General features: G+C 64.0%; 24 protein-coding genes. 15 read left to right on the forward strand and 9 right to left on the reverse strand.

Annotated elements, in window-relative coordinates; translation table 11 throughout:
* Positions 1-7 precede the first annotated feature (7 nt).
* The 8 genes from BJP05_RS02795 (at position 8) to BJP05_RS02830 (ending at position 8,032) form a co-directional block, all read left to right on the forward strand.
* Positions 8-1,012 carry a PhoH family protein gene (locus BJP05_RS02795; protein ID WP_070362086.1) on the forward strand — a complete coding sequence of 335 codons (1,005 nt, stop codon included), beginning with the start codon at positions 8-10 and terminating at the stop codon, positions 1,010-1,012.
* Positions 1,009-1,575: an rRNA maturation RNase YbeY gene (gene ybeY, locus BJP05_RS02800; protein ID WP_070362087.1), complete on the forward strand. Its 567-nt coding sequence runs from the start codon at positions 1,009-1,011 to the stop codon at positions 1,573-1,575. The genes BJP05_RS02795 and ybeY overlap by 4 nt, the downstream gene beginning before the upstream one ends.
* The gene (locus tag BJP05_RS02805) at positions 1,576-2,916 is read left to right on the forward strand and encodes a hemolysin family protein (RefSeq protein WP_070362088.1); all 1,341 of its coding nucleotides are present in this window, start codon (positions 1,576-1,578) and stop codon (positions 2,914-2,916) included.
* Between the two features lie 25 nt (positions 2,917-2,941).
* Entirely contained in the window at positions 2,942-3,793 is an 852-nt protein-coding gene (gene pdxY, locus BJP05_RS02810) for a pyridoxal kinase PdxY (protein ID WP_070362089.1), read from the forward strand.
* A 328-nt stretch (positions 3,794-4,121) separates the two neighbouring features.
* Positions 4,122-5,036, forward strand: a complete 915-nt coding sequence (locus BJP05_RS02815; protein WP_168156169.1) for a DUF559 domain-containing protein — start codon at positions 4,122-4,124, stop codon at positions 5,034-5,036.
* A 527-nt stretch (positions 5,037-5,563) separates the two neighbouring features.
* Positions 5,564-6,556 carry a GTPase Era gene (era, locus tag BJP05_RS02820; RefSeq protein WP_084028550.1) on the forward strand — a complete coding sequence of 331 codons (993 nt, stop codon included), beginning with the start codon at positions 5,564-5,566 and terminating at the stop codon, positions 6,554-6,556.
* Complete coding sequence (gene recO / locus BJP05_RS02825) at positions 6,546-7,283, forward strand: DNA repair protein RecO (RefSeq protein ID WP_070362091.1); 738 nt, start codon at positions 6,546-6,548, stop codon at positions 7,281-7,283. The genes era and recO overlap by 11 nt, the downstream gene beginning before the upstream one ends.
* Positions 7,284-7,291: 8 nt before the next feature.
* Complete coding sequence (locus BJP05_RS02830; RefSeq protein ID WP_240492792.1) at positions 7,292-8,032, forward strand: isoprenyl transferase; 741 nt, start codon at positions 7,292-7,294, stop codon at positions 8,030-8,032.
* Here BJP05_RS02830 and BJP05_RS02835 read toward each other — a convergent pair.
* Positions 8,029-8,445 carry a Fur family transcriptional regulator gene (locus tag BJP05_RS02835; RefSeq protein WP_070362093.1) on the reverse strand — a complete coding sequence of 139 codons (417 nt, stop codon included), beginning with the start codon at positions 8,443-8,445 and terminating at the stop codon, positions 8,029-8,031. The two genes, BJP05_RS02830 and BJP05_RS02835, sit on opposite strands and share 4 nt — an antisense overlap.
* 114 nt (positions 8,446-8,559) lie before the next feature.
* On the opposite strand from BJP05_RS02835, the gene BJP05_RS02840 reads away from it, so the two are divergent.
* Genes BJP05_RS02840 through BJP05_RS02850 form a run of 3 tightly spaced genes read left to right on the forward strand, consistent with a single transcriptional unit; the run spans position 8,560 to position 10,886 of the window.
* On the forward strand, positions 8,560-9,942 hold the full coding sequence (locus BJP05_RS02840) for a glycine--tRNA ligase (protein WP_070362094.1): 1,383 nt from the start codon (positions 8,560-8,562) through the stop codon (positions 9,940-9,942).
* Positions 9,943-9,954: 12 nt separating this feature from the next.
* A complete protein-coding gene (locus BJP05_RS02845) occupies positions 9,955-10,461 on the forward strand; it encodes a hypothetical protein (protein WP_070362095.1) in 507 nt (168 codons plus the stop codon).
* Positions 10,461-10,886: a hypothetical protein gene (locus BJP05_RS02850; RefSeq protein ID WP_070362096.1), complete on the forward strand. Its 426-nt coding sequence runs from the start codon at positions 10,461-10,463 to the stop codon at positions 10,884-10,886. The genes BJP05_RS02845 and BJP05_RS02850 overlap by 1 nt, the downstream gene beginning before the upstream one ends.
* A 4-nt stretch (positions 10,887-10,890) precedes the next feature.
* Here BJP05_RS02850 and BJP05_RS02855 read toward each other — a convergent pair whose 3' ends face one another.
* Entirely contained in the window at positions 10,891-12,912 is a 2,022-nt protein-coding gene (locus tag BJP05_RS02855; RefSeq protein WP_070362097.1) for a TPM domain-containing protein, read from the reverse strand.
* A 4-nt stretch (positions 12,913-12,916) separates the two neighbouring features.
* Between BJP05_RS02855 and BJP05_RS02860 the strand changes: the two genes are divergently transcribed.
* A complete protein-coding gene (locus BJP05_RS02860) occupies positions 12,917-14,230 on the forward strand; it encodes a deoxyguanosinetriphosphate triphosphohydrolase (RefSeq protein WP_145945237.1) in 1,314 nt (437 codons plus the stop codon).
* A 119-nt stretch (positions 14,231-14,349) separates the two neighbouring features.
* On the opposite strand, the gene BJP05_RS02865 is transcribed toward BJP05_RS02860, so the two are convergent.
* From BJP05_RS02865 to BJP05_RS02885, 5 genes are all read right to left on the reverse strand, one after another.
* Positions 14,350-15,291 (reverse strand): ArsA family ATPase, encoded by a 942-nt coding sequence (locus BJP05_RS02865; protein WP_205634844.1) that lies wholly within the window; start codon positions 15,289-15,291, stop codon positions 14,350-14,352.
* On the reverse strand, positions 15,282-15,545 hold the full coding sequence (locus tag BJP05_RS02870) for a cory-CC-star protein (protein WP_070362099.1): 264 nt from the start codon (positions 15,543-15,545) through the stop codon (positions 15,282-15,284). The genes BJP05_RS02865 and BJP05_RS02870 overlap by 10 nt, the downstream gene beginning before the upstream one ends.
* A complete protein-coding gene (locus tag BJP05_RS02875) occupies positions 15,529-17,223 on the reverse strand; it encodes a carbon starvation protein A (protein WP_070362100.1) in 1,695 nt (564 codons plus the stop codon). The genes BJP05_RS02870 and BJP05_RS02875 overlap by 17 nt, the downstream gene beginning before the upstream one ends.
* A 250-nt stretch (positions 17,224-17,473) precedes the next feature.
* Positions 17,474-18,475 (reverse strand): hypothetical protein, encoded by a 1,002-nt coding sequence (locus tag BJP05_RS02880; RefSeq protein WP_145945238.1) that lies wholly within the window; start codon positions 18,473-18,475, stop codon positions 17,474-17,476.
* A gap of 71 nt (positions 18,476-18,546) precedes the next feature.
* Positions 18,547-18,942, reverse strand: a complete 396-nt coding sequence (locus tag BJP05_RS02885) for a ribonuclease domain-containing protein (RefSeq protein WP_083329387.1) — start codon at positions 18,940-18,942, stop codon at positions 18,547-18,549.
* Between the two features lie 36 nt (positions 18,943-18,978).
* On the opposite strand from BJP05_RS02885, the gene dnaG reads away from it, so the two are divergent.
* Positions 18,979-20,892 (forward strand): DNA primase, encoded by a 1,914-nt coding sequence (gene dnaG, locus BJP05_RS02890; protein WP_070362102.1) that lies wholly within the window; start codon positions 18,979-18,981, stop codon positions 20,890-20,892.
* Here the strand turns inward: dnaG and BJP05_RS02895 are convergent.
* A complete protein-coding gene (locus BJP05_RS02895) occupies positions 20,889-21,488 on the reverse strand; it encodes a MazG nucleotide pyrophosphohydrolase domain-containing protein (RefSeq protein WP_070362103.1) in 600 nt (199 codons plus the stop codon). The two genes, dnaG and BJP05_RS02895, sit on opposite strands and share 4 nt — an antisense overlap.
* A gap of 20 nt (positions 21,489-21,508) precedes the next feature.
* On the opposite strand from BJP05_RS02895, the gene BJP05_RS02900 reads away from it, so the two are divergent.
* Positions 21,509-22,162 (forward strand): hypothetical protein, encoded by a 654-nt coding sequence (locus tag BJP05_RS02900; RefSeq protein WP_070362104.1) that lies wholly within the window; start codon positions 21,509-21,511, stop codon positions 22,160-22,162.
* Positions 22,163-22,171: 9 nt separating this feature from the next.
* Positions 22,172-22,636, forward strand: a complete 465-nt coding sequence (locus tag BJP05_RS02905) for a hypothetical protein (RefSeq protein ID WP_070362105.1) — start codon at positions 22,172-22,174, stop codon at positions 22,634-22,636.
* 233 nt (positions 22,637-22,869) lie between these two features.
* On the opposite strand, the gene BJP05_RS02910 is transcribed toward BJP05_RS02905, so the two are convergent.
* Positions 22,870-23,298, reverse strand: coding sequence for a hypothetical protein (locus BJP05_RS02910; protein WP_070362106.1), 429 nt, complete (start codon positions 23,296-23,298; stop codon positions 22,870-22,872).
* Positions 23,299-23,403 lie beyond the last annotated feature (105 nt).

A 23,403-nucleotide genomic window follows, 5' to 3' on the forward strand; every position in this document is an offset into this window, starting at 1 on the left:
AGGCGACATGGAACCTTTGGTCACGCGCAACATTGAGCTTGACTCTGTATACACCCAGGACGTGCTCGGTATTAATGACACGAACCTGCGGGTGCTCAACCAACACTTCGGCGCCGACGTGCACGCCCGCGGCAACGCGGTGACCGTGCGGGGCCCGGCCGTGGTGGTCGCGCACGCGCTGCGGGTGCTCGACGAGCTCGAGTCGATGGCGCGGCGCGGCGTTCCCATTACCGCGGATACCGTCACGCACGCGATTTCGCTGATGGAGGTGGAGTCACCGGAGTCGGTGGCGGAGCTGCTCGGCGCGGAGATCATCTCGCGGCGCGGCAAGGTCATCCGGCCGAAGACGGCAGGCCAGCGGGCCTACGTCGACGCGATCGACGACAACACCATCACGTTCGGCATCGGCCCGGCCGGCTCCGGCAAGACGTACCTGGCCGTGGCGAAGGCCGTGCAGGCGCTGCACAATAAAGAGGTCAAGCGCATCATTTTGACCCGCCCCGCCGTCGAGGCAGGGGAGAAGCTCGGCTTCCTGCCGGGCACGCTCAGCGACAAGATCGACCCTTACCTGCGCCCGCTCTACGACGCGCTGCGCGACATGATGGACCCGGAAGCCATCCCGAAGCTCATCGAGGCCGGCATCATTGAGGTCGCCCCGCTGGCGTACATGCGCGGGCGCACCCTCTCGGATGCGTTCGTCATCCTCGACGAGGCCCAGAACACCTCCGGCTCCCAGATGAAGATGTTCCTCACCCGTCTGGGATTCGGCTCGAAGATGGTGGTCACGGGCGATATTTCCCAGGTTGACTTGCCGCGCGGTACGGTCTCCGGCCTGCGCGTCGCCCGCCGCATCCTCGGCGACATCGAGGGCATTTCCTTCCAGGACCTGCGCGCAGAAGACGTCGTGCGCCACCACCTGATCTCCCGGATCGTCGCGGCCTACGACGAGCACGACGCGCGCAACGCCGCACGCTACGAACGAAAACAACGCGAAGAAGAGGCAAGACAGTGAGTATTGAAGTCCTCAACGAATCGGGGGAGGCGGACGTCAACGAGGAAATGCTCGTCGATGTCTGCTCCTTCGCCCTGCAAGCCATGGATGTGCACCCGGACACGGAGGCAACCATCACGCTTGTCGACGAAGCCACCATGGCTGACCTCCACGTTCGGTGGATGGATCTGGAAGGGCCCACGGACGTCATGAGCTTCCCGATGGACGAGCTCACCCCAGGCGGCGGACGCCCGGACGCGTCCCCGTTCGGCGCGGCGATGCTCGGCGATATCATCCTGTGCCCATCCTTTGACCGCAAGCAGGCGGAGATGGCAGGCCACAACCTCGGCCACGAGCTCGCCCTGCTCACCGTCCACGGTGTGCTGCACCTGCTCGGCTACGACCACGTCATGCCGGACGAGGAACGCGAGATGTTCTCGCTGCAAAACGAGCTGCTCGCGGACTGGTACGACTCGCTGGCGGCACGCGGCATCGAGTACCAGCCTAAGCCGACCGGCGCCCATGCATTTCCCTCAGCCGCCGACCGCGAGGAGCTCGACCGCATGATGAAGGGCCGCGACTAAATGGAGTTCACCGTTGCCTACGGCGTCGTCGCCGTGATTGCGCTGCTACTTTCCGGCCTGTTCGGATCGGTTGAATCGGCGCTGACCCCGATTTCGCGCGCCCGCGTAGAAACCATGGTCAAGGACGAAGTCTCCGGGGCCAAGGCGCTCGCCCGAGTTGTCGACGCCCGCGCCAACCAAATCAACATGCTGGTTATGCTGCGCACCGTCCTCGACGCCGTTGCAGCCGTCTTCGCCGCCATGCTGGCGATGGACCTGCTCTCCTCCGACGCGTGGGCGATCATCGCCGCAGTCGCGTCGGTGACGCTGCTGCAGTTCAGCATCATCGGCGTATTTGCGCGCACCGCGGGGCGCCGCAACCCCTACACGATCTCGTTGAAGGCGGCGCCGTGGCTGGTCATTGTCAACCGGGTCCTCGGTCCAGTTTCACGCCTGCTCATCTGGGTGGGCAACCTGTTCCACCCCGGCGAGGACTTCCGCGACGGCCCGTACTCCACCGAAGTGGAGCTGCGCGAGATGGTCGACATCGCCCAGGAGAAAGGCGTGGTGGAAACCGCCGAGGGCCGCATGATCCAAAACATCTTCGACCTCGCCTCCACCCACGCCCGCCAAATCATGGTGCCGCGCCCCGAAATGATCTGGATTGAAGGGGAGAAGTCCGCCCGCCAGGCAACCACGCTGATGGTGCGCTCCGGGCACTCCCGCGTGCCCGTCATCGGGGAGAACGTCGATGAGATTGTGGGCGTCGCATATTTGAAGGACATGTTCGGCCCCACCGGCACCCCAGTGGCGCCGGACACCGTGCTGTCCACCCTGATGCGCGACCCGCTGTTCATCCCGGACTCCAAGCCACTCGACGTGCTGCTGCAAGAGATGCAGCGGGTGAACACGCACATCGCCATCGTGATCGACGAGTTCGGCAACGTCGCCGGCTTGCTCACGATGGAGGACCTCCTGGAGGAAATCGTCGGCGAAATCACCGACGAATACGACGACGACGAAGACGCCCCAATCGAGTTCGTCGCCGCGCGCACCCTGCGCGCCCAGGCACGCCTGCCTCTCGACGACCTCGTCGACTTCCTCGCCGACAACCTCGACTACGAGCTCGCCTTCGAGGAGGACGTCACCGACTCCGTCGATACTGTGGCAGGCCTGCTGTCCTACGAGCTGGGCCGCGTGCCGCTGCCGGGGTCCGCCATCGTCCACGACGGCCTACGCTATACCGCGGAAGGCGGCCGCGACCGGCGCGGACGCATTAAGACCCGTAGCGTGCTCATCGAGGTCCCCGAACCCGCCGAAGCACCCATGGAAGATTCAGACGGGGGTTCTGAAGACAAGTAGCCGTCAGGTTTGTACGCTTATCCCCATGAGCAATATCTTGTCGATCCAGTCCGCCGTCTCCTACGGCCACGTAGGCAACTCCGCCGCCGTCTTCCCACTGCAGCGCATCGGCCACGAAGTGTGGCCCGTCTACACCGTCAACTACTCCAACCACACCGGGTACGGCTCCTGGAAAGGCCCAATGATCCCAGCCACGGAGGTTGCGGCCATCATCGACGGCATCGAGGAGCGCGGGGCCCTCCCGCGTGTCGACGCCATCCTCTCCGGCTACCAAGGCGGCGACGACATCGCCGACGTCATCATCGACACCGTCGCCCGCGTCAAAGCCGTCAACCCCGACGCCATCTACGCCTGCGACCCAGTCATGGGCAGCGCCAAATCCGGCTGCTTCGTCTCCGACAACATCCCGCCCCTCCTACGCGACCGCGTCGTCCCCGTCGCCGACCTCATCACCCCCAACCAGTTCGAACTCGGCTACCTCGTAGAACAAGACGTCACCGACCTGGACTCCACCCTCTGCGCCGTCGATGCCGCCCGCGAGATGGGCCCCTCCACCGTCCTCGTCACCTCCGTCGAACGCGCCGACGCCCCCGCCGACACCATCGAAATGATCGCCGTCGACGACCACGGCAAGTGGATCGTGCGCACCCCACGCCTGCCATTCAAGCGCAACGGCTCCGGCGACGTCACCGCAGCCCTCTTCACCGGCCACTACCTGCGCGGCGGCAACGCCGCCGACGCCTTGGCCAAGACTGCCAGCTCCGTCTACGACCTGCTCAAGCGCACCTACGACGCCGACTCCGCCGAGCTCCTACTCGTCGAGTCCCAGGACGCCTACGCCAACCCTCAGCTGCAGTTCGAGGTCGAGGCGCTGTAGCCTTTGGCGCCGGCTGTTCCGCCTGCGTTTTCGCGCTCTTTTCGCGCCGTTTTCGTGCCTTTTTTGCGCCTTTTTTGCGCCCGTTTTGCTCAAAGCGTGCGCTTAGAAGCGTGCGATGCAGGTCGCGTGTTTTCACCCTGCCGGGCCGATTCTCGGCGACCAGCGTCGCACTCCTTTAACACCTCCACCGGAACGTTTTCGAGGTGGTATTTGAGGCGTTTTCGAGGCAGCGCTCGCGGCCAGGTCGGGTGCCCCCGGATGCACACCATGGTGTGCAAAGCCGAAAAACCCTGGCGCCGGTGACCACATACCTGCCACAATGAGGCGCATGGATACGGGGGACTGGAAAACACGGTTGCGCTCAGAGTTCGTTGACGTTCGGAGCTGCGTGAATGTGAGTAGAGAGGTGCGGGAGCGCTTGGACTCTGGCGAGTTAGTGAGGTTGTCGTCGGGGGTGGCGGTGCCGGCGTCGATAATTGAGGAGGTCCCGCAGTACCAGCGTGACTGGGCGCGGAGCTTCGCTGTCGGTGCGGTTGCGCAGACTGCGGTGGTGACGGGGCGGGCGGCGGCGCACCTGCTGGGGATGTGGACGGTCAATCAGCCGATGCCGCAGGTCTCGATGTTGACGCACAACCCGCCGCCGAAGCCGACTCGGCAGCCGGATGTACGCTACGTGCGGTCGCGATTTCGGCCGGATGAGGTGGTGCAAGGCCAGCATCTGAGCACAACAACTCCGTACCGGACCTTTTTGGAGATTGCCCGCGAGGCAGGGTTCAAGCACGCACTCGTAGCCGCGGACTGGCTGCTCTTTTCGCGCACGCTCATCGCGCCACAGCTGCAGTATTTAATGCGCACGACTCCCCGGTTTCATGGGATTGGGGCAGCTCGGAAGGCTGTTCAGTATGCGGTGCTCGGTCCGGAGTCTGCGCCGGAGTCCTATACTACGGCAGTGCTACTGGACGCGGGCTTCAGGAATGTGTTGTCCAACGTATGGATAGACTCGACGCGCTACCGTGTAGACCTTCTCGTGGAAAACGCACTGATCATCGAAATCGATGGGAACATGAAGTACATTGGCCCCGACGTGGATACGGCAGATGTGCTGCTGAAGGAGAAGCGCCGCGCCGATACTCTGCGCAATCTCGGCTATGAGCTGATCCGTTTTTCTCCCCACGATGTGGAAAGCAACCCTGCCTCCTTCTTATCGACGGTCCACTCCGCCCTGAACCGCGCCCGCCGGTAGCTCGCGTCCGTTTCGTTCCACGTTTCGCTCTGGTTTTCGCCACGTGTTTCGCGCCCGTTTTGCGCCGCTTTCGCAACCTGTTTCGCGCCGCTTTCGCGCTCAAATTGCGCCCGTTTTCGCGCTCATTTTGCTAAAAGCGTGCGCTTAGAAGCGTGCGATGCAGGTCGCGTGTTTTCACCCTGCCGGGCCGATTTTCAGCGACCAGCGTCGCACTCCTTTAACACCTCCACCGGAGTGAAAGCGGCACGAGAGTCACGCGAATTCAGATGGCAGCACGCCATTTCCGCACCGTCGTAGACACCCAGCAGCGCTACAACTTGCCTCCAGCGCACCCCAAATTGCTAAAAGCGTGCGCTTAGAAGCGTGCGATGCAGGTCGCGTGTTTTCACCCTGCCGGGCTGATTTTCAGCGACCAGCGTCGCTCACTCCTTTAACACCTCCACCGGAGCTAAAACGAAACGAAAACGGCCCGAGCTAAAACAGCGACAACACCGTACTGCCAACCGCGCAGGGTAGACTTCTGCACCATGAGCGAAAACTTCCCGGAGTTCCCAGATCTGTCCAACGCACCAGCAGACGCAAACGCGAGCACTCCCGACTACGCCGGCTTCACGCAGACCCCGGAGGGGTTTCGGTCGGGCTTTGTCAGCTTTGTGGGCAGGCCGAATACGGGCAAGTCGACGCTGATGAATGCGTTGGTAGGGGAGAAGATTGCGATTATGGCGGATCAGCCGGAGACGACGCGTCGGCCGATTCGTGGGGTGGTGAATCGGGAGGATGCGCAGGTGATTGTGGTGGATACGCCGGGGGTGCACCGGCCGCGGACGTTGTTGGGGCAGCGGCTGAATGAGATCGTGAAGGATACGTACCAGGATGTGGACGTGATTGGGTTTACGGTGCCTGCGGATGAGAAGTTGGGGCCGGGGGATCGCTACATTTTGGAGGAGATTCGGGCGGCGAAGCCGAAGACGCCGATTGTGGGCATCGTGACGAAGTTGGACAAGGTGCCGAAGGACGTGGTGGGGGAGCGTCTGTTGGAGATGCACGAGTACTTGGGTAAGGACGTGGAGTTGGTGCCGGTGTCTGCGAAGGACCGGGTGCAGCTGGACGTGCTGATGGATGTGTTGGTGAGCAAGCTTCCGGAGGGCCCGCGGTTTTATCCGGTTGATCAGGTGACGGATGAGGGCGTTGAGGCGCGGATTGAGGAGTTGATCCGTGAGGAGGCGCTGAGTGGGCTGCGTGAGGAGTTGCCGCACTCGGTGGCGGTGCAGATTGATGAGATGCATCCGGATCCGGAGCGTCCGGATCGGATGATGATTTACGCGGTGATGTTTTTGGAGCGCCCGGGCCAGAAGCGGATTATTGAGGGGCCTGGTGGGCGTCGTTTGAGCGGGATTGTGCACCGTTCGCGGAAGCAGATTATGGAGCTTGTGGGTCAGAATGTGTACCTGGATGTGCGTTTGAAGGTGTTGAAGAATTGGCAGGAGGACCCGAAGGCGTTGGGGCGTCTTGGCTTCTAGGAGAGGTCGCGGCACGGGGAGGCCGTCGTGGCGTGATCGTGCGTTTGTGGTGCGCACGTACGATTTCGGGGAGGCGGATCGCGTTGTTGTGTTGTTGACGCGCGATCATGGCTTGGTGCGGGGTGTGGCGAAGGGGGTGCGCAAGGCGCGGTCGCGGTTCGGGTCGCGCTTGCAGCCGTTCGTCGAGGTGGATGTGCAGGTTTATCCGGGCAGAGGCTTATCGACGATCACTAGCGCCGATACCGTCGCGTTTTATGGTCACGCGATCATTGATGACTTCGATAGGTACGCGGCGGGTTGCGCGATGTTGGAGGCTGCCGAGAAGCTGTCCTTTGATCAGGGGGATCCGGAGTTATTTGCGCTGCTGCAGGAGGGCTTCGAGCGTCTGCAGTCGCCGACGCACCCGACCTTGGTGCTGGACGCGTTTTTGTTGAAGGCGGCGGCGCACGCGGGCTGGAGGATGAGCCTGTTTAACTGCGCGAACTGTCAGGCGCCGGGGCCGCATAAGGCGTTTCACGCGGCGGCGGGTGGAGCGGTGTGCACGCTGTGCAGGCCGCCGGGGGCGATGGATGTGGACCCGGAGGTGCTGCATTTGATGTGGCTGTTGGAGCATGACCATGTGTGTTCGGAGGAGTTCGCGGAGCAGGTGCACCGGGCGACGTCTGCTCACCTGCAGTTTTATTTGGGGGCGGGGTTAACAAGTTTGCGAGTGATGAAGCAGGCATAATGTTTCCCATGAGCAGACCGCAGATTTCCCCGGAGTTTATTCCTCGTCATATCGCGTTGGTGATGGACGGTAACGGCAGGTGGGCGCAGGAGCGTGGCATGAAGCGCACCGAGGGCCACAAGCGTGGTGAGGCGGTGCTGCTGGACTGCGTGGATGCCTGCATTGAGATGGGGTCGGTGGAGTGGCTGTCGGCGTATGCGTTCTCGACGGAGAACTGGCGCCGCGCGGCCTCGGAGGTGCGGTTCATCATGGGCTTTTCGCGCGATGTGTTGCACCGCCAGCGCGAGGAACTGCACGAGAAGAACGTGCGCATCGTGTGGGCGGGGCGCCGCCCGCGGCTGTGGCGCTCGGTGCTTCGCGAGCTCGAGGCCGCCGAGGAGCTCACCCAGGACAACACGGGGCTCACACTTGCGATGTGCATCAATTACGGTGGTCGCGCCGAGATTATCGACGGCGCCCGCCAGCTGGCCAAGGACGCTCGGGACGGCAAGATTGCGCCTGGGGATATTACGGAGAAGACGTTCGCGAAGTACATGTACCGCCCGGATATGCCGGACGTGGACCTGTTTTTGCGGCCGAGTGGGGAGAAGCGGACGTCGAACTTTTTGCTGTGGCAGTCAGCGTACGCGGAGATGGTCTACCAGGACAAGCTCTTCCCGGACTTCACCAAGGACGACATGTTCGACGCCGTCTACGAGTATGCGAAGCGGGACAGGAGGTTCGGAGGGGCCGTCGATAAGTTTGATTAGGCCTGGCAGTTGCTGCAGACGCCGTAGATTTCGGCCTCGTGGGCGACGAGTGTGAAGCCGTGCTCTTTGGCCGTGGCTTCGGCCCAGGACTCGACGGGGCCGCCTTCGATCTCCTCGCTGGTGCCGCACTTGACGCACACGAGGTGATGGTGGTGGTGCTCGGTGAGGCAGTGCCGGTAGAGGGTTTCGCCCTCTGGGCTTTGGATGACGTCGACGGCGCCGATTTCCGCGAGCCCCTGCAACGTGCGGTAGACGGTGGTGAGACCGACTTGCTCGTCGCGGTCGATCAGCGCTGCGTGGATGTCTTTGGCGGGGCTGAACTTGTCAATGTCTTTCAGCGCGTCCACGACGGCCTGGCGCTGGCGGGTCATGCGTGGGCCGAGTTTCCTGACGGGGTTATTCGAGCTTGGCATAGTGCGTCCCAGAGTAGCGGACGGCGCCAATGTGGTGGGGTAGATGCTAAGTGTCTGGGGGATTGGCTACACTAAGCGGGTAGTTTTTGCATCACCCATATATGAGGAGTGTTCATGTCAGCCAGCAAGATCGATACCGTTGTTAACCTTTGCAAGCGCCGTGGCCTTGTGTACCCGGCCGGTGAAATTTACGGCGGTACGCGTTCTGCATGGGACTACGGTCCGCTCGGTGTCGAGCTGAAGGAAAACATCAAGCGCCAGTGGTGGAAGCACATGGTGCAGTCCCGGAAGGATACGGTCGGCGTGGATACGTCGATTATCCTGCCGCGTCAGGTGTGGGAGGCATCGGGCCACGTGGAGGTGTTCACGGACCCGCTGGTGGAGTCGCTGTACACCAACAAGCGCTACCGCGCTGACCACCTGCTGGAGGCCTACGAGGAGAAGCACGGCCACCCGCCAGTAAACGGTTTGGCTGACATCAAGGACCCGGAGACGGGCCAGCCGGGCAACTGGACTGAGCCGCGTGAGTTCTCGGGCCTGATGAAGACGTACCTCGGCCCGGTCGACGACAAGGAGGGCCTGCACTACATGCGCCCGGAGACGGCGCAGGGCATCTTTGTGAACTTCAAGAACGTGATGACGTCGGCGCGTCTGAAGCCGCCGTTCGGTATCGCGAACATCGGCAAGTCCTTCCGCAACGAGATCACGCCGGGCAACTTCATTTTCCGTACCCGTGAGTTTGAGCAGATGGAGATGGAGTTCTTCGTCAAGCCGGGTGAGGACGAAGAGTGGCACCAGTACTGGATTGACAACCGTCTGCAGTGGTACATTGACCTGGGGGTTAACCCGGATAACCTGCGCCTGTACGAGCACCCGAAGGAGAAGCTGTCGCACTACTCGAAGCGCACCGTCGACATCGAGTACGCCTACAACTTCACCGGCTCCAAGTGGGGCGAGCTCGAGGGCATCGCGAACCGCACGGACTACGACCTGCGCACGCACTCCGAGAAGTCCGGCGAGGACCTGTCCTACTTCGACCAGGCAGCAAACGAGCGCTGGACGCCGTACTGCATCGAGCCTGCAGCAGGCCTTGGCCGCGCACTGATGGCCTTCCTTGTCGACGCCTACCACGAGGAAGAGGCCCCGAACGCCAAGGGCGGCACGGATACCCGCGTGGTGCTGAAGCTGGATCGACGCCTGGCGCCGGTGAAGGTTGCTGTGCTGCCGCTGTCCAAGAAGTCCGAGCTTGCCGAGCCCGCTGAGGAGCTCGCCGCGAAGCTGCGCCAGCACTGGAACGTCGACTTCGACACCTCCGGCGCGATCGGCCGTCGCTACCGCCGCCAGGACGAGACCGGTACGCCGTTCTGCGTGACCTTCGACTTCGACTCGCTTGAGGATGGCGCCGTGACCGTCCGCGAGCGTGACACGATGGAGCAGGAGCGCGTCAAGATCGACGAGCTCGAGGCATACCTGGCTACCCGCCTAATCGGCTGCTAGGAGGCACTCGCCATGCATTACGTAAGCTGGGACCGCACGCAGCGCGACGCCCCGAAGCTGTTGGCTGAGGCCGGCCCGGAGGTACTCGGCGAATTCACGCACGAGTCCGCAACGGTGGGCGGGCAGCAGTGGGACCTGCTGGTCGCCCCTGAGTCCGGCGCGGTGGCGAAGTGTAACGGTGAGACAGTGGTGGAAGCCACCGCTTCCTTGGCACGCGCGAAGGAGATCCCTGTGCACATCGGGGAGCGCTCCTACGTGCTGGTCAACGAGTGGGGCAAGAACTGGGTGGTCAACGACGCCGCCGGCGAGAAGGTCGCGCAGTTCACCCAGGACCACAACGGGGTGCGCAAGGCAATCCTCGAGTTCGAGGGCGAGACCACCCTGCCTGCCACCGACGTGGCCGGCCTGGCGTGGGTAAGCCGCGAGGTCCTGGAGGCGAAGAAGCTCGGGATTTCGAATGCGTTGATCGGCACGCTGTTGCTGTTCTCGGGAATCATCGTGCTGGTGATGTTCCTCTAATGACCACGGTGTGGTGGCGCGGTGCGGCGCTCGAAGGAACCGATGCGGCGGTGGCAACCGTGGAGGGCGCCACGATCACCGCGGACGGCCACCGCATCACGATGGTGTCGACGTCCCCTGCGTCGCTGCGCGGGGTCGACGAGCGCGGCCAGCGCTATCTGCTACGCAAGACGAGCCTGACGGTGGCGCGCTACGCCGCCGAGTGCGGCGGCAGGCCGTACACGGTGCGCAGAACCCGGGGGCGCTGCCGCGACATTATCGACGCCCGCGGTATCACCGTCGCAACAACAAACGGCCACCTCAACGGTGAGTTGGAGGTGACCGTTCAGGGGGACTGCGCCTCCGAGGCGCTCGTGGGGGACCTGCTGTTTATAACGTGGGCGCTCACGTACGTGGATACGCCCACGCGCAGGCTGCGCTACTAGCCGGTTAGAAAGTGCCGCCGCGGGTGTTCATCCCGCCACCGCCGCCACCGGAGAAGCCGCCGCCTCCACCGAATCCTCCGCCCCCGAAGCCGCCCCCGCGGTTGCCGCCGCCGGACAGGATCGAGCCCCACAGCACGGCCTGCGCCATGGAGTTCGCGGTATCGCGGGCTTGGGCGCGGCGGTACTGATCCAGATCGTCCTTGGCGGCCTGGATCGCGCGACGCGCGGTGGTGGTTGCCTGGCGGGCGTACTCGATGGCCTCGCGGGTGTTGCTGGTGCGGCGCTGCTGGGCCTCCGCGTACTCGCGCTGTGCCTGGGCCAGCAGCGTGCGCGGCTGCGAGCTGATGATGCGGCCGCGGGAACGAATCATGTCCTCGGCGGACTGGATCTGGGTGGTGGCTACCTGCATCTGCTGGTCGAACATGGTCAGCGCCCGTGACTGGTCGTGGGCGGCGCCCTCGGCGCGTTCGATCTCGGCGTCGAGCTGGGCGTCGACGTCGCTCAAGTCGGCGTACAGGCTCAGCGGGTCGGTGGTGTCGCGGTCGCCGATGTTGGCGATGGCCTCGCGGGCGGTCGCGGTGACGCGGTCGAGGGCGGCCACGTCGATGTCAGCGCCCTGCGCGCGTGCACCCTCGAGCTGCCCGATCTGCTCGATCTCGTCGCGGATTTCCTGAATGAGCGACGAGAGGTTCTCCTTCGCCGTCCGGATATTTGCGTCCGCATGCTCGATGGCGGACAGGTTGTGGTCGGAAAGTTCGACGGCGCGGGTGGCGGCGGAGAGGACGTCGAGAAGCGGGCCTTGCTCACCTGCCGGGCGTGCGGCAAGTCCGCGAGCCTTGTCCAGCTGTGCCTCGGCCTCGTCGAGGGACTCGGCGGCGAGCTCGACGTTGCCGTCGATGGAGTGCAGCATCTGGGCAGGGTACTGCTCCCGCAGCGCGGCGAGCTGCTGCTTCGCCGGCTCCAGGCGGGAGCGCAGATCCACGGTGCGCTGCATGACCTTCTCGATCTCCTCCGGCGCGCGCATCAGCACATCGCGCATCGAGTTGAACTCCTCCGTCTTCGCGCGCAGCGACGCCTCGGCGGTGCGGGCAGACGTAATGATGTCGATGAGCATGGCACGGCGTTCCGGCTCGGTCTCCGGGATGGCGTCGTGCAGCGCCTGCTGGGTGCAAAACGCGCGCTGCAAGGCGGTGGTCGCCGAGTTCATCGCGGCAGTAAACGGCCGCACGCGGTCCGCGCCGAACTCGGAGGTAGCCAGGCGCAGCTCCTCCTGACCCTGCTGTACGGATTCGTCAGCGGTGACGAGCGTCTCCTGCGCCACCGCGTCCAGGGTGGCGGTAGGCAGGCGGTTCAACGAATCCGCATCGCCGGGTGCCAGCTCGCGTGCCGACGCCACCTGTGCCTCCCGGTGCTGCTTGTTCTTACGACGCGACACAGCCCAGTACCCGCCACCAGCAACCGCGGCGAGCCCGGCACCGCCAGCAATCAGGCCGGTTGCCTCGCCACTACCTGAACCCGAACCAGTGCCACTCGAGCCCGCGCCTGAGCTGCCTGCCGCCTCAACCGCGGCCAACGCCGCACCGGCCCAGTCGGATTGCACCAACTTCGCGTACGCCGCCTGGTCAATCGCGTCCGCCTCCGCAGACGACCACTGCTCCCCAGTAGTCACGCTGTAGGCGCGCTCATCCGGCGAAATCGCGATGACTGCCGTGTTCGGCCCGTTGGCCCGCACCGCATCCTCCGTCCACTGCGACGGCGGTGTGCCCGCAAAAGAATCGAGGAACACCACCCGCACCGAACGGCCCTTCTGCGCGCTGACCTGCGCGATAGCGTCCTCAACCTGGGAAATTTCCCCAGGAGTCAGGACGCTAGCTTCGTCGGTGACTGGCGTCGTCAACAAGCTGGGCTGAAGTGCCTGCACAGACACGGACGGCGCTGCAGCCTGCGCCACCGGAGCGACAGCCAGCAACGCGCCCCCAACGAACAGCGGGGCAGCGGCCAAGAGACGGTAATTGCGCTTAGTCATGCCAATGAGGGTAGTCGCTCACACAGAAACGTGCCGGAACCGTTTACGCTCAGAAGGCGTGTACACCTATAACGCCGCAGACGTCGAACGCCGCGCCCCCGAAGCCGCCAAAGGGGCCCAAACCGCGCCCCAGGCCGACACCCGCGACGCCTTCGCCCGCGACCGTGCCCGCGTTCTCCACTCCGCCGCGCTACGACGCCTCGCCGACAAAACCCAAGTCGTCGGACCCCGCGACGGCGACACACCACGCACACGCCTGACCCACTCGCTGGAAGTCGCGCAGATCGCACGCGGTATCGGCACCGGACTCGGCCTCCACCCCGACTTGTGCGAAATGGCCGGCCTCACCCACGACATCGGCCACCCGCCCTACGGCCACAACGGCGAAAACGCCCTCAACGAAGTCGCCCCCTGCGGCTTCGAAGGCAACGCACAAACACTGCGCATCCTCGCGCGCCTCGAACCAAAAATAATTATCGACGCCACCACCTACGGCCTCAACCTCACCCGGGCCAGCCTCGACGCCGCCACCAAATACCCGTGGACCCGCACCAACCCCGACGGCACAGTCAACCGCAAATACTCCGCCTACGACGAAGACGCCGACATCCTCGCCTGGGCACGCGCCGGACACACCGATTCGCGCCCACCCATGGAAGCCCAAGTCATGGACTTTTCCGACGACATCGCCTACTCCGTCCACGACGTCGAGGACGGCATCGTCTCCTCGCGCGTGTCACTGCAGGTCCTTTGGGACTTCGTTGAGCTCGCAGCCCTCGCCGAGAAAGGTGCCGCCGCGTTCGGCGGCACCGCCGACTCCCTCATCGACGCCGCCGACCGCCTCCGGGCCCTGCCCGCCATCGCCGCAGCCGCCGACTTCGACTTCACTCTCCAGTCCTGGACCCAACTCAAAGCGCTGACCTCCCAGCTGGTCGGGCGCTACGTCGGTGGGGTCACGCAGGCCACGCTCACCGACGAAGCAAACAACGTGCTGGGCAGACAGCACGGCAACCTCGTGGTCCCGCCTGACGTGGAGGCAGAGGTCCGTCTTCTCAAGACCGTCGCCGTGCTCTATGTGATGGACGAGCCCGCGCACCTCGCGCGCCAGGACCGGCAGCGCGACCGCATCTTCCACGTCCACGAGTACCTGCGCGCCGGCGCGCCGGGCACCCTGGACACGATGTTCCAGCAGTGGTTCGAGGCCGCCGAGACAGATCTGGAGCGCGAGCGCGTCATCGTGGACCAGATCGCTTCGATGACGGAGTCGCGCCTCGAGCGCACCGCGAAGAAGGCCGCCGCATTCGACGGCTTCTACTAGAGGTATGCCTCGCGAGATTATTCGGGAAATCGTGAACAAAAGTGCAGTTTTTGTGACTCAGAACACAAGCAAATCTGTTCACAAAATTCCGACTCCGCTCGAGACGACACCTTCTACCTCTACGTGGAGAGGAATCCAGCGATTTGCTCGAGCGCATCCCGCGTGCCAATTTCGCCCGGAAGCCACGGAAGCTCAAGGATCGGCACCGGCAGGTCCAGCAGCTCCAGCGCTCGCGTTTCTACCGCGCGGCGTCCCGCCAAAAAAGAGCCGGCCTCATCTGGCGTGCGGCGATTCACCACAGCCCCGCCGACGTGCACGCCGTGGGACGTGAGCTCCTCGTAGAACTCCATCGACTCCATGACCGGCAGGCGCTCCGCGGTCAGCACGATGTGGAAGACGCACTGGGCGGGATCGGTGAGCACGGCGCGGAGGCGCTCGAACTTGCGGCGGCGCTTCAGTAGCGTGGAGCGGATCTGCTGATTGCGGCGGTCGACGGGGGAGCCGCTGTTCCCGGAAGTGCCGCCCATCCCGCGGACGAGCTCGCTGAACTTGTCTGACTTGTCGCGCCGGGCCAAGAGGCCGTCGGTGTAGGCGGCCATGACCTCGGGGAGTGCCATGAGGCGGGAGGTGTGGCCGGAGGGGGCGGTGTCGAAGATGATGTGGTCGTAGTCGCCGCGGTCGGCGACAAGGTCGGCGATGCGCTCCAGGAGCGCGGCTTCGTGCATGCCGGGGGAGTGCCGTGACATCTCCAGGTGGCGGTCCACTTCGCGGTGGAGGCGTTCGGGCATCATGGCGCGCATCGATTCGCCGACGGCACGCAGGTGCTGGTCGGTGATGGTTGCTGGGTCGAGCTCGATGGCGTGGAGGTTCGGTTCGAGGGCGGTGGGGGCGTCGTGAAGCGAGGTGTTCCAAATGTGCCCGAGGTTGTGTGCGGGGTCCGTCGAAACTAAGAGGACGCGGCCGCCGCGCGCGGCGAGGCGCACGGCTGTGGCGGCGGAGATCGTCGTCTTGCCGACGCCACCTTTCCCGCCGAAGAACATGACTGGGGCGTCTAGCAACATGAGATTCCGTCGAGTGGTGAGTATTCCATGCCCATGCGGGTGTGCCAGGCGTGGAAGTCGTCGTAAAGCAGGGGGAGGAGTTCGAGTGTGTAGTAGCTGGCGGGGTTCGGGATGCCGAGCATTTCGGAGGCAACCAGCAGGGTGAACAGGTCGTCCTCCTCGCGTGCGGCGCGGGCGAATTCGCGGCGGTAGGGCGCCTGGTAGAACTCGCTGAGGCCCGCGCCGAGCGCGGCCAGCTTACTGCGCAGGCTCATGGACCGGCGTGTCCTCCCACTCGACGGCTGGCTCGCGGCGCGCCTTGCTGATCGCGGTGATCGCCTCAACGATGACCCAGATCGCGCAGATAATAATGACGACGTCGATAGCGAGCAGCAGCCAGTTGCCCGCCTCGAAGAGGGTGCGCAGCTGCAGCACCGCCGCCCACAGTGACATGAGCGTCACGAACGCCAGCGGGATCAGCAGTGGCAGCGTCGGGCGACGAAGCCTGGTCAGGATGACCACCAGGACTGCCAGGGTCAGCCCGGCCATCAGCTGGTTCGTGGTGCCGAACAGCGGCCAGATGATCATGCCGCCGGACCCGTCGAGGCCCGTCGAGAACGTCAATCCCAGTGCCGCACCCACCGCGATGATCGTGGCTGCCAGGCCGGAGAGCTTCACGCCCATAATCTGGCCAATTTCGCCGACCACCATGCGCTGCAGACGCACACCAGAGTCCATCGTGGTCGCAGCGAAGAGGACAGCCATGGTGGCCAGAATCGTGGCCGACAGGGACGTCGGGATGCCCAGGCCCTGGTTCATCAACGCACCGCCGCCTTCGACGAAGGCGTTGACGCCACCGGCGTTCCACTCGTTGTACACGTTTTCCCAATCCGCGATCGTCTTGTAGCCGCCCGTCGTCGCCACAATCGTGCCGAGCGCCAGCAGGCCCTCACCAACCGCACCGAAGTACCCGACGAAGCGCGCGTCCGTCTCCTTATCCAACTGCTTCGCCGACGTACCCGAAGCAACAATGCCGTGGAAGCCAGACACCGCACCACACGCAATCGTCACGAAGAGCAGCGGGAAGATACTCGGCGTGCCCTCCGGCACCGCCTCATTAATCGACGGCGCCACAATCTCCGGACGCACAATAAAGAACGAAGCGTACAGAATAATCAGACCAACAAACAGCTGCAGACCATTGATGTAATCACGCGGCTGCAACAGCACCCACACCGGCAGCATCGACGCAATGAACGCGTACACGAACAGCAAAATGATCCAGATACCGCGATCCGGAATACCCATCACCGTCTCCGGCAGCGCGAGCGGCACGCGGTCACCAATCACCATCAGCGCGTACAGCGCCACAACACCAACCACCGACACCAGCGGCAGATTCCACTTCAGTCGGTAAATCGCCTGCCCAATCAGCACCGCGACCAGGATCGCGCCCCACGTCGGAATCACCGCCGACGGCGTCGCGATCAGCAGGTTCGAAATCACCACCGCGAACGCAGTATTCACCATCAGCAGCAGCAGGAAAATCACCACGAGGAAGAGATTGCGCCCACGCGCGCCGATGTAGCGCCCCGACAACGTACCAATCGACTGCCCCTTATGCCTTTGCGACGCCCACAACGCCCCCAAGTCGTGCATCCCCGCAAAGAACACCGTTCCCAAGGTCACCCACAGGAATGCGGGCAGCCAACCCCAAATCACAGCGACTGCCGGGCCGATAATCGGCGCGGCGCCCGCCACGGAAGTGAAGTGGTGGCCCCACAGCACGTACTTGTTGGTGGGCACGTAGTCCACACCGTCTTCCATAGTGTGCGCCGGGGTCTCATAGCTCTCAGAGAGCTTATAGACCCGCTGGCCCAGGAACTTTGAATAGAGCAGGTACCCGGTGAGCAGCATCGCCAGCCCGATGAGTACGAGGAAGAGCGAGTTCATGCGGTCGCCTTTCTGTCAGTGTCTTGAGTCACAACTGCGGAAAGTATGCCACACCTCACAGCTCATTTCCGGCGTTTTCTGAACCCTCCCGGAGGTTCTCCTCGGCGACGGCTCGTGTGGGGTGGGGATATGCCTCGCGAGATTGTTCGGAAAATCGTGAATAGAATTGCGTATTTTGTGACTCCAGCCACAAGCAATTTTGTTCACAAATTCCCGACTCCGCTCGAGAGCACACATGCCACCCCCAAAATCACCACGCGGGAAGGAGGCCTTCGGGCCGCTCCTCGTCGGGGAATCGGGTCAATTTTGCGATGAAAGCTTCAATGCTCGTGTCGCAAAGGAGGTCGTCGGGGTATTGGAGTGGTTCGCGCGGCCCACGGCAGATGTCGCAATGCGGGCGGCCGCGGTAGGTGGCGCGCACGGTGTCGGCGATGAGGTTGATCGTGCCGCGGAGGTCTCGGTGGAGTGCTTCCACGGGGACGTGCAATGTGCGGACCCAGCTGGTTTCGGTGGGGGCGCAGTGGTCGTCGAAAAGTGGGGCGTCGGTGAGTGCGAGGGCGAAGTGGGTGCCGTACATGACGCGGTGCGGTTGGGTGTGCCAGTAGTGCGCGGGGAGTGCGTGGTGGGAGAGGAGGGCGGTGGCGAGGTAGCTGAGCTCGAGCGCGATTGGGTGGTGGGAGGCGCGCTCCCAGCAGAGTTGGAGGGTGTTGCGGTCGCGTTGGTGGGGCAGGGCCCAGATGGCTGCGGTGATGGTGTCCTCGTGGCCGCCGATGTGTTTGAGGTGGTTGAGGACGGGGTAGAGCTGCGCGCGTGGCTCCCATTTGAAGATGCCCGCGATGGTTTCGGGCAGGGGTGCGACGCGGATTCCGGCGATGGTGTCGGTGGTGTGGAGGATTTGGCGTCGATAGTGGAGGCCGGGGCGCCATTTGCTGCGGGTGATGGAGGTGCCGTTGGGCAGCGCGACTTCGGTGAGTTCGGGCTGTCGGCCGAGGTGCGGCACGGGGAGGCGGTGGAGGCGCGCGGCGGTGCGCCCAACGATGGCGGCTTTGCGGTTTTCGCGGCCGTGGATGAGGGCTCGTGCGATGCGGCGGGTGTCGGGGTCTAGCGTGCCCCACCACTGCTTTTCGACGGCCCCATACCTCCCAATCTGCACCATAGTCCCGCTCGCGACGGCTCGTTTGAGCCGCTGAGCTTGTACTGTGCGTCCCCGAAGGCTGTGAATGTGTGCGCGCAGCGCTGCAAATTCCCCCATGCGTTGGCAGTGTAGTAATTTTGTTCACAAATTCCCGAGTGCGCTCGAGACGCCACCTTCCCCCCAGTTGGTTACCTCGGCTGCACCTCGCAGAAGGTGTCGTAGTGGTTGTCGGTGTAGTACCACTCGTCGACGACGCCGTCGGCTCCGCCGCCGGTGACGATGCGCCGCAGCCCGCGGTGGTGCACGCCCGGAGTGTCCACGGTGTACTCGCGGTAGTAGCCGAGTGGCTCCTCGGGGAGGGTGCGCTCGTAGTTACCGAAGCGCGAGTCGTCCTCCGGGTGCGGGTAGGGTCCGCCGGATTCGATGAGGTTGATGGTGTCCCAGGCCTCTGCGGGGAGGTTCGGGCAGGAGGTGGGGTCTCCCGACGCGGCGCCCTCGTCCTTGTTGGGCAGGAACGTGTTGATCAGGAGCGCAGCGGCGACAACGACGGCGCCGACGGCGGTGTTCTTCGATTTTCGGCTCACGCTGAGTCATTGTGGCACAGGCGCTACGATGTGCGTATGGATAGGGGCAGAATTCCGGATAGTGACATTGAGGCTATTCGTGAGCGGGCGGCGATCGAGGACATCGTTGGCGAGTACGTGCAGCTCAAACCGGCTGGGTATGACTCGCTGAAGGGCTTGAGCCCGTTTAAGGATGAGAAGACGCCGTCTTTCCACGTCCGGCCGGCGCGCGGGTACTACCACTGCTTTTCCACGGGCAAGGGCGGGGACGTCTTTTCCTTCCTGATGGAGATGGAGCAGATGTCCTTCCCGGAGGCGGTGGAGGCGGTTGCTCAGGAGATTGGCTACCACATTAACTACCAGGGCGGGACGACTGGTGGGCGTGATGTGAAGCCGGGGACTCGGGCGCGCTTGTTGGCGGCGAATAAGGCGGCCCACGAGTTTTACCGTGAGCAGTTGGAGACTCCGGAGGCGGAGGTCGGTAGGAATTTTTTGCTGGAGCGTGGGTTTTCGAAGGAGCTGATTTATCACTTCGAGTGCGGGTACGCCCCGGATGGTTGGGATACGTTGACGAAGCACTTGCTTCGCAAGGGTTTCGACGCCCAGGAGCTCCAGGACGCCGGGATTTCGAGTATGGGGCGTCGTGGGCCGATTGATAAGTTTCGGCGCCGTTTGATTTGGCCGATTAAGGACGTGGCCGGCAACGTGATCGGGTTTGGGGCCCGCAAGCTCTTTGATGATGACCCGATGGGTAAGTACATGAACACTGCGGACACGATGTTGTACCACAAGTCGAAGGTGCTCTTCGGGCTGGATTTGGCCAAGAAGCACATTGCTACGGATCACCAGACGGTGGTGGTGGAGGGCTACACGGACGTGATGGCGATGCACGCTGCGGGGGTGAAGACGGCGGTGGCGTCGTGTGGTACGGCGTTCGGTAAGGATCACATGGCGGTGATCCGCCGCCTCATGTTGGATGACAACTATTTCCGCGGCGAGCTGATTTACACGTTCGACGGCGACGAGGCCGGCCAGAAGGCGGCGATGCGCGCGTTCCAGGGGGATCAGCAGTTTTCGGGGCAGTCGTTTGTGGCGGTCGCCCCCGACGGCCTGGACCCTTGTGACCTGCGCCTTGAGCGTGGGGATTCCGCGTTGCGGGACTTGGTGGCGTCGAGAATCCCGATTTTTGAGTTCGTGATCGAGTCCCTGCTGAAGGACTATTCGCTAGACACGGCGGAGGGGCGCCTGCAGGCGTTGCGACGCACCGTTCCCGTCGTTGCCGGTATCAGCGACAAGGTGCTGCAGACGGAGTACGCACGCAGGCTCGCCGGCTGGGTGGGCTGGCCGAACCCGGACGAGGTGCTCCAGCAGGTCCGCGAGGAGGCGCGTCGGCCGAAGAAGCAGCAGCGCACCTGGCAGAAACCACAGCGCAACCAGCAGCAGGCCGCGCCGGGCCAGCCGCCCGCGTTGGTGCCGCCGAACCCGCAGGATCCGCTGCTGTGGCCGCAGCGCGAGGCGCTCAAGATTGCGTTGCAGTACCCGGAGAAGGCCGGTAGCTACTTTGAGGGTATTTCGCCGGAGGCGTTTACCAACCCGGCGTATCGCCAGGTGCGTGACGCGATCGAGAAGGCTGGTGGTGTGACCGGCGCGCATGTGGGACCGCAGTTTTTGGCGAAGGTGGCGCAGGAGATGCTGGACCTGGTGGGCCGCAACTTCGTGTCCGAGTTGGCTGTTGAGCCGATGCACCCGGACGATATTGACCGTTACGTGGACTCGGTGCTCTCACGCCTGCAGGAGACACGCGTGGGGGATCAGATTGCGCTGCTGAAAGCGCAGTTGCAGCGCATGCGCCCCTCCGACGACGAGGCCGCCTACAACGCGCTGTTTTCCGACTTGGTGGCGTTGGAGCAGGCGCGCCGCGAGCTCAACGACCGCGCCCTGCGCGGCGGGGCCTACGGGCCGCAAGGCTAGTTGCCTTTGGCTTTGGCCTCCTGCCACAGGCGGTCTTGGGTTTCGGCGTCGATGGTGCCGGTGCTGCCGTCGAAAAGGTAGGGGGAGCGCGCCTTCATCTTATCGACGAACCCCTGCGCCACCTCCGCGAACCCGAACGCGCCGCGCTCTGCCGCGATTTCGGCGTGGAAAAGGACTTGCAACAGGACGTCGGAAAGTTCGTTGCGCAGGGCTTCGTCGCCCTCGTTGTCGGTGATGGCGGCGGCGAGCTCCTCGGTTTCCTCGTGGAGGTAGGGCAGCAACGTTTCGTGTGTCATGGAGCGCTCCCACTGCCCGCGGGTGCGCGCCGCGTGCATGACGGATACTGCCTGGTGGACGGGGTCCTCGAGCGAAGGCACCCGCTCGACGTGCTCGCCCTTCGCGATGCGGTCGCGCACGAGCTCGTCCTCCTCGTTCGTGGTGAGCAGCCAGGGGGAGGGGCCGTCGGGGGCGTCGGCAAGGTCCCAACGCACGGAGACGGGCACTTCCATGGTGAACTCCACTGGTCCGCGGATGCGCTGCGCAACTGAAACGGGCAGCATGTCGGGCCAACGAGGGTCAAGCACGAGGATGGTCATAGTGTGTAACAATAGTCCGCATGACAAACCAGATTGCAGAAGCCATCAAGGCCGTTTCCCCAACCGCGGAGGCCGTCGCGCAAGAAACCGTCAGCTTTTCCCCGATCCGCTGGAAGACCGGCTGGCCGCATAACCTGCGCCGCGTCCCACCCTTCCGCGACGACGCCACCGCGACCCTGACCCGCCGCGAAGTCTTCGCCTTCGCGCAGGACGTCGTGGATTCCGAGTTCGCCCGCGACCAGATCATCGACTTTCTGGGTGCGTCCTTCGCATTCCAGGGCGGCAAGAACGCGCAGGCGCAGCTGAAGCTGCAGCAGTTCCTGCGCAACAAGGGCAAGGCGAACGCGCTGCTGCAGGCGCTGCGCAAGGTCGGCTCCGGTGAGCTCACGCCGGTCCAGCAGTACGAGGCCGTCGTTGCCACGGGCCTGCCTGCGAAGTTCGCCTCCGGCCTGATCTATTTCCTGGCCGGCCCGCAGGAGGCCGCCGACGAGAAGCCGCTCATCATCTGCTCCAACCGCGCGAAGGGCGCCGGCCTGGACGTAACCAGCGACTGGTCCGCCGACGAATACGGCACCTACCTGGCAGCCATCAAGGCCGGGCGCGACGAGCACGCCCCCGACCTCCCACTCGACGCGGTAGAATTCGCACTACGCGAGCACGCCCGCCAAGGATAGGAGACCATCATGAAGGCGCGTACAACGGTTCTTGCTGGACTTGCCCTCGGCTGTGTGGCGCTAGCCGGGTGTTCGACAGAGAAGTCGACGGACCTGGGATTCGCAGCCGCAGCGCAGGAGGGCACACCGTTTACGGTGTCGCAGGTTGCCGGCGAGCACGCCGAGCGCGCCTATCTCTTCTGCCCATACACAGACAAGGCGCAGGCTGAGGCCCTGGGCTTCGACCCCGACGATGTCTACAGCATCAACGACGACTCACAACGCTGGGAGACCTGGAGCGGCATCGGCGTCATCTTCAGCGATGATCGAAAGCCCGCCATCGAGTGGTTCGACCCCTCAATTATCGACGCCTGCCCCGGCGTCACCACCGGCGATCCCGTCGATGTGAACGCCCCGATTACCCCCACCGTCCAGCCCGTCGAGTTCGCGGGCGACGAAGGCCCCACCGACGTGATCAAGTTGGTGGTGGAGTAGGGGGGGCTTCTTGGGATTGTGCGCTAGCGGGGGTGCGCACCACATTCCCTCACAGGTTTTGTCCGACCTGGGCTTTTGCCGCGCTCGCCGATCGGAATCGTGGAATGTGGTGCGCGTGCTGCTTGGACTGACACCACATTCCCTCCCGTGCTTTACGTGACCTGGGGAAACGCAAAAGTCGGCGAAGAAAAACGGGAATGTGGTGCGCAAGCAACGGGGCGAGCGCCTAATACCTAGCGTGCCAGGAGCTGGCCCAGGTCCAGGTTGGAGGACAGCTGCTGCAGCTGCGGCGGGATGTTGGTCTGGGAGCTGCCAAGGAGCTTCGCCCAGTCCTGTACTGGGTCCGGCTTCACGATGCCGCACTCCAGCGCACGGTCCGCAACTGCCTGGACGGTGCCGCCGGACATGACGCGAAGGGCAATGGAGTCGCCGATCTTGCCATTGAGGTTGTTGACCAGCTGCTGGCGGGTGGTGTCCTTGCCGGCGACGCCGGTGCCGTTGAGGGTGACGCGCAGGGTGTTGCAGTTCATGGTCTTGACGTTGCCGTTGACCAGCTGCAGGAGCGAGGTGGCGTCCTGTGCCTGTGCTGCTGGTGCTGCGAGGCCTGCCAGGCCGGTCAGGGCTGCGACGCCGATGGCTGCGATACGGGTGGAAATGCGCATAGGGTGCTCACTTTCAGGTTGTAAATAGGTGCTTGAAAAACAGAACGGGATACACCATACCTGTTACTGGTGTGACGCAAGTGAAAATTGGGGATTACGGGGGTA

This window comes from Corynebacterium sp. NML98-0116, assembly GCF_001767255.1.
Classification (GTDB): domain Bacteria; phylum Actinomycetota; class Actinomycetes; order Mycobacteriales; family Mycobacteriaceae; genus Corynebacterium; species Corynebacterium pseudogenitalium.

Bases quoted from the DNA above. Each gene is read 5' to 3' on its own strand.
- BJP05_RS02795 (WP_070362086.1), top strand. From the start codon at position 8: ATGGAACCTTTGGTCACGCGCAACATTGAGCTTGACTCTGTATACACC.
- BJP05_RS02805 (WP_070362088.1), top strand. From the start codon at position 1,576: ATGGAGTTCACCGTTGCCTACGGCGTCGTCGCCGTGATTGCGCTGCTA.
- pdxY (WP_070362089.1), top strand. From the start codon at position 2,942: ATGAGCAATATCTTGTCGATCCAGTCCGCCGTCTCCTACGGCCACGTA.
- BJP05_RS02815 (WP_168156169.1), top strand. From the start codon at position 4,122: ATGGATACGGGGGACTGGAAAACACGGTTGCGCTCAGAGTTCGTTGAC.
- era (WP_084028550.1), top strand. From the start codon at position 5,564: ATGAGCGAAAACTTCCCGGAGTTCCCAGATCTGTCCAACGCACCAGCA.
- BJP05_RS02830 (WP_240492792.1), top strand. From the start codon at position 7,292: ATGAGCAGACCGCAGATTTCCCCGGAGTTTATTCCTCGTCATATCGCG.
- BJP05_RS02835 (WP_070362093.1), bottom strand. From the start codon at position 8,445: ATGCCAAGCTCGAATAACCCCGTCAGGAAACTCGGCCCACGCATGACC.
- BJP05_RS02840 (WP_070362094.1), top strand. From the start codon at position 8,560: ATGTCAGCCAGCAAGATCGATACCGTTGTTAACCTTTGCAAGCGCCGT.
- BJP05_RS02845 (WP_070362095.1), top strand. From the start codon at position 9,955: ATGCATTACGTAAGCTGGGACCGCACGCAGCGCGACGCCCCGAAGCTG.
- BJP05_RS02850 (WP_070362096.1), top strand. From the start codon at position 10,461: ATGACCACGGTGTGGTGGCGCGGTGCGGCGCTCGAAGGAACCGATGCG.
- BJP05_RS02855 (WP_070362097.1), bottom strand. From the start codon at position 12,912: ATGACTAAGCGCAATTACCGTCTCTTGGCCGCTGCCCCGCTGTTCGTT.
- BJP05_RS02860 (WP_145945237.1), top strand. From the start codon at position 12,917: ATGAGGGTAGTCGCTCACACAGAAACGTGCCGGAACCGTTTACGCTCA.
- BJP05_RS02865 (WP_205634844.1), bottom strand. From the start codon at position 15,291: ATGTTGCTAGACGCCCCAGTCATGTTCTTCGGCGGGAAAGGTGGCGTC.
- BJP05_RS02870 (WP_070362099.1), bottom strand. From the start codon at position 15,545: ATGAGCCTGCGCAGTAAGCTGGCCGCGCTCGGCGCGGGCCTCAGCGAG.
- BJP05_RS02875 (WP_070362100.1), bottom strand. From the start codon at position 17,223: ATGAACTCGCTCTTCCTCGTACTCATCGGGCTGGCGATGCTGCTCACC.
- BJP05_RS02880 (WP_145945238.1), bottom strand. From the start codon at position 18,475: ATGGGGGAATTTGCAGCGCTGCGCGCACACATTCACAGCCTTCGGGGA.
- dnaG (WP_070362102.1), top strand. From the start codon at position 18,979: ATGGATAGGGGCAGAATTCCGGATAGTGACATTGAGGCTATTCGTGAG.
- BJP05_RS02895 (WP_070362103.1), bottom strand. From the start codon at position 21,488: ATGACCATCCTCGTGCTTGACCCTCGTTGGCCCGACATGCTGCCCGTT.
- BJP05_RS02900 (WP_070362104.1), top strand. From the start codon at position 21,509: ATGACAAACCAGATTGCAGAAGCCATCAAGGCCGTTTCCCCAACCGCG.
- BJP05_RS02905 (WP_070362105.1), top strand. From the start codon at position 22,172: ATGAAGGCGCGTACAACGGTTCTTGCTGGACTTGCCCTCGGCTGTGTG.
- BJP05_RS02910 (WP_070362106.1), bottom strand. From the start codon at position 23,298: ATGCGCATTTCCACCCGTATCGCAGCCATCGGCGTCGCAGCCCTGACC.